Annotated in this window: 3 protein-coding genes; 2 read left to right on the plus strand and 1 reads right to left on the minus strand. The window is 71.8% G+C overall.

Annotated elements, in window-relative coordinates; genetic code table 11:
- The first annotated feature begins 50 nt into the window (after window positions 1-50).
- A complete protein-coding gene (gene hemH / locus QZ753_RS12315; RefSeq protein WP_294644103.1) occupies window positions 51-1,115 on the plus strand; it encodes a ferrochelatase in 1,065 nt (354 codons plus the stop codon).
- 39 nt (window positions 1,116-1,154) lie between these two features.
- Here hemH and QZ753_RS12320 read toward each other — a convergent pair whose 3' ends face one another.
- Window positions 1,155-2,159, minus strand: coding sequence for a KpsF/GutQ family sugar-phosphate isomerase (locus QZ753_RS12320; RefSeq protein WP_294644104.1), 1,005 nt, complete (start codon window positions 2,157-2,159; stop codon window positions 1,155-1,157).
- Window positions 2,160-2,307: 148 nt separating this feature from the next.
- Here QZ753_RS12320 and QZ753_RS12325 point away from each other — a divergent pair.
- Window positions 2,308-3,959: outer membrane beta-barrel protein (locus QZ753_RS12325; RefSeq protein WP_294644105.1), on the plus strand; the 1,652-nt coding region annotated here is incomplete at its 3' end.

A 3,959-nucleotide genomic window follows, 5' to 3' on the forward strand; every position in this document is an offset into this window, starting at 1 on the left:
AGCGGCCCGCCGCCGCTCTCGTTTCCGGTTCCTTGCAAGCGAACGCGCCCATGCTGACCAGCCCCCGCCCCGCCGCGTCCTCCACCGCGATCGGCCCGCTGCCGCCCGGCCATCCGCCCGTGAAGCCGAAGAAGGTGGGCGTCCTACTCGTCAATCTCGGCACGCCCGACGGTACCGACTACAAGCCGATGCGGCGCTATCTCAAGGAATTCCTGTCCGACAAGCGCGTCATCGAATGGCCGCGCGCCGCCTGGTTCCCGATCCTCTACGGCATCGTCCTCAACACGCGGCCGAAGAAGTCCGGCCACGCCTACGAGCAGATCTGGAACAAGGAGCGCAACGAGAGCCCCTTGCGCACCTTCACCCGCGCGCAAGGCGAGAAGCTCGCGCAGCGCATGGCGGGCGAGCGCAACGTCGTCGTGGACTGGGGCATGCGCTACGGCAACCCGTCGATCGCGACGCGCGTCGAGGCGCTGCGGGCCGAGGGCTGCGAGCGCATCCTCTGCTTCCCGCTCTACCCGCAATATTCGGCCTCGACCACGGCGACGGTGAACGACAAGTTCTTCGAGCACCTCATGGCGCAACGCTGGATGCCGGCCGTGCGCACCGTGCCCGCCTATCACGACGAGCCCGTCTACATCGAGGCGCTCGCGCGCTCGATCGAGACACATCTCGCCTCGCTCCCCTTCGAGCCCGAGCGCGTGATCGCCTCCTACCACGGCATTCCGCAGAGCTACTTCCGCAAGGGCGACCCGTATCACTGCCACTGCCAGAAGACCTCGCGCCTCGTCGAGGAGCGGCTCGGCTGGGAGAAGGGCCGCTTCATGACCACCTTCCAGTCCCGCTTCGGGCCGGAGGAGTGGCTGCAGCCCTATACCGACAAGACCGTCGAGGCGCTGGCCAAGCAGGGCATCAAGCGCATCGCCGTCCTCAACCCGGGCTTCGTCTCCGACTGCCTGGAGACGCTGGAGGAGATCGCGGGCGAGGCCGGCGAAATCTTCCGCGAGCACGGCGGCGAGCACTTCAGCCACATCCCCTGCCTCAACGATTCCGAGGACGGGATGGACGTGATCGAGCACATGGTCCGGCGCGAGCTGCGCGGCTGGGTCAACTGACGCGCGGCCCGGTCGCCGGGGTTCAGACTGCCGCCGCCCTCAAGCGACGCCGATGCGCAGGAGGTCGTGGAGGTGGATGATGCCGACCGGTCGCTCGTTCTCCACCACCATCAGCGCGGTGATGTTGGCGCCGTTGATGATGTCGAGCGCCTTGGCGGCCAGCGTGTCGGGCCGGATGGTTTTGGGCGAGGGCGTCATCACCTCGTCCACGGTGCGTGACAAGAGGTTGGAGGCGAGGTGACGGCGCAGGTCGCCGTCGGTGACGATGCCGAGCAGACGCCCGGCCTCGTCGACCACCGCGACGCAGCCGAAGCCCTTGCGCGAGATCGCGAGGATCGCCTCGCCCATCTTCGTTCCGCTCGCCACCAGCGGCAGCGCCTCGCCCTTGTGCATGACGTCGCCGACATGGCGAAGGCTCGCACCGAGCTGGCCGCCGGGATGGAAGACGCGGAAGTCGCTGGGGCTGAAGCCCCGGCGCTCCAGAAGCGCGACGGCCAGCGCATCGCCCAGCGCCAGTTGCAGCGTCGTCGAGGTCGTCGGCGCGAGACCGTGCGGGCAGGCCTCGGTGGCGCGCGGCAGAAGCAGACGCTCGTCGGCCGCCGAGCCGAGGGCCGAGGTCTCGCGCGAGGTGATGGCGATCAGCGGGATGCGGAAGCGGCGGGTGTAGGAGACGATGCCGGTGAGCTCGGCCGACTCGCCCGACCACGACATGGCGAGCACCGCGTCGTCGCGCCCGATCATGCCGAGATCGCCGTGGTTGGCCTCCACCGGATGGACGAAGAAGGCCGGCGTGCCGGTGGAGGCGAAGGTCGCGGCGATCTTCGAGGCGACATGCCCGCTCTTGCCGATGCCGGTGACGACGAGGCGCCCGCGCACGCCCGCAATGAGGTCGAGGCTGCGCTCGAAGGCCGCGCCGAGGTCGCCCGCCAGCGCGTCGGCAAGGAGCGACAGGCCCTCAGCCTCGGTGCGGACGGTGCGGATCGCCGATTGGGTGCCGGGGGTGTGGGCGGGGTCGGCGGCGAGCGGAAGAGCGTTCAGGGTCATTCGCATCCCTTACTCCCGCGGCGCCGCGCGCGCCAGCGCCGGTGCGGAAGGCTGCCGTCCGGTCAGCCCGGCTCCATGATGGGGGCCTACGGATAGGGAGATTGCCCCCCGCCGGCCGGCCGACGCCGCGCCCATCGACCGATCGGACATGACGCCCCTCCTTCGCCCCCTCCTCGCCTCGCTGCTTCTCAGCGCCGGACCGCTCGCCGGGTCCGCGTCGGCGCAGGATGCCGGCGACGTGCCGCCGATCCGCGGCCGCGCCGACGAGATGCGGCTGTCCGACACGGTGGACCTTCGCACGCGGACGCAGGATTCGCGCGACCGCGAGGCGACGCAGCCGCTCGATCCCGCCCAGCGGGAGCTGCGGAACGATCTCGATACGCCGCTCGCCGACCCGGCCGCGGCCCCGCCGCCCACCCGGCCGGACGCGGACGCCGCCGATCCCGCCGAGGCGCTCGACCTCTTCGCCGGTCCGCCCGAGCCGCGTCGCGAGAACCTGCCGCAGTCGACGCGTCAGGCTTCGCCGGCCCAACCGGTCGATGCCGGCGTGCGGCCGGCGCGCGCCTCGCGCACGGGCGCCGCGGCCGCGCTCGACGGCATCGCCCCCGCCGAGGCCGCATTGGAGACCGACGAGACCGGCCAGCGCCCCGCCGTGGCGGACCTGCCGCCCGATCTCTTCCGCGCCGTCGGCCCCGTCCGCAGCCCGACGCAGGACACGCAGCTCGGCCGCCAGGGCGGCGCGGGCCTCGACGACCTTCGCCGTGCCCTGCCCCGGACGCAGGACGATCCGTTCGCGCCGCTCGGCCTGCGGCTCGGCTCGTTCACGCTCTACTCCACGCTGGAGCAGAGCTTCGGCACGTCCGACAACCTGACGAACACGCTGGACGGGGTGCGCGGCGCCTTCTCCGAGACCGCCGGCTCGGTCCGCCTCCTGTCGAACTGGGACCGCCACGAGGCGGAGATCAACGCGCTCGCGAGCTTTCGCCGCAACGATTCCGGCCCCCTCGAGGACGTTCCGCGGATCGACGTCGACGCGCGCCTTCGCCTCGACATGAGCCGCGACTGGACGGCGACGCTGCGCGGCGCGCTGCGCTTCGACCGCGACGATCCGCTGGTGAGCGGCCCCGCCACCGCGGAGGCCTCGACGCGCGACATCCTCGCCTATTCCGCCGGCGCGACGCTCTCGCGCGACGTCGGCCGCCTTCACAACGAGCTGGACCTCTCGGCCGTGCGCGAGGACCGTGACGACGGGCTGTTCGACGGCACCGTGCGCCGCCTCGACGACAGCTTCACCACCTGGAGTGCGGGCCTGCGGACCGGCTACGACGCGACGCCGGCGCTGCGCCCGTTCGTGGCGGCGAGCGTCGGGCGCCGCCTGTTCGACGAGACCCTTCTCGGCTCGCCCACGCGCGACAGCGTCATCCCGGCGCTGCGCGGCGGGGTGGGGTTCGACTGGGGCGAGAAGCTGTCGGGGGACGTCGCGGTCGGCTATGCCTGGAACGTGCCGGACGACGATCGGCTCGGCACGCAGGCGAGCCCGACGATCGACGCGCGGGTAAACTGGTCGCCGCGGCGAGGCACCGACGTCCTCCTGCGGGCCGAGACCTTCTTCGAGCCGGACACGTCGGGTCTGGCGACTTCGACGCTCTACCAGGCCTCGCTCGGCCTTCGCCATCGCGCCACCGCGCGGATCGACGTCGAGGGGCGGCTGATCGCGGGCCTTCGCGACGGACCGGTGGCGGGCGACGAGAACCTCTACGCCGCCGAGACGGGCCTCACCTACTGGCTGAGCCGATACCT

Origin of the sequence: uncultured Aureimonas sp. (assembly GCF_913775355.1) — a bacterium.
Classification (GTDB): Bacteria; Pseudomonadota; Alphaproteobacteria; order Rhizobiales; family Rhizobiaceae; genus Aureimonas.

What these genes read in the sequence shown, in the direction of transcription:
- hemH (WP_294644103.1), top strand. Translation starts at nt 51, where the DNA reads ATGCTGACCAGCCCCCGCCCCGCCGCGTCCTCCACCGCGATCGGCCCG.
- QZ753_RS12320 (WP_294644104.1), bottom strand. Translation starts at nt 2,159, where the DNA reads ATGACCCTGAACGCTCTTCCGCTCGCCGCCGACCCCGCCCACACCCCC.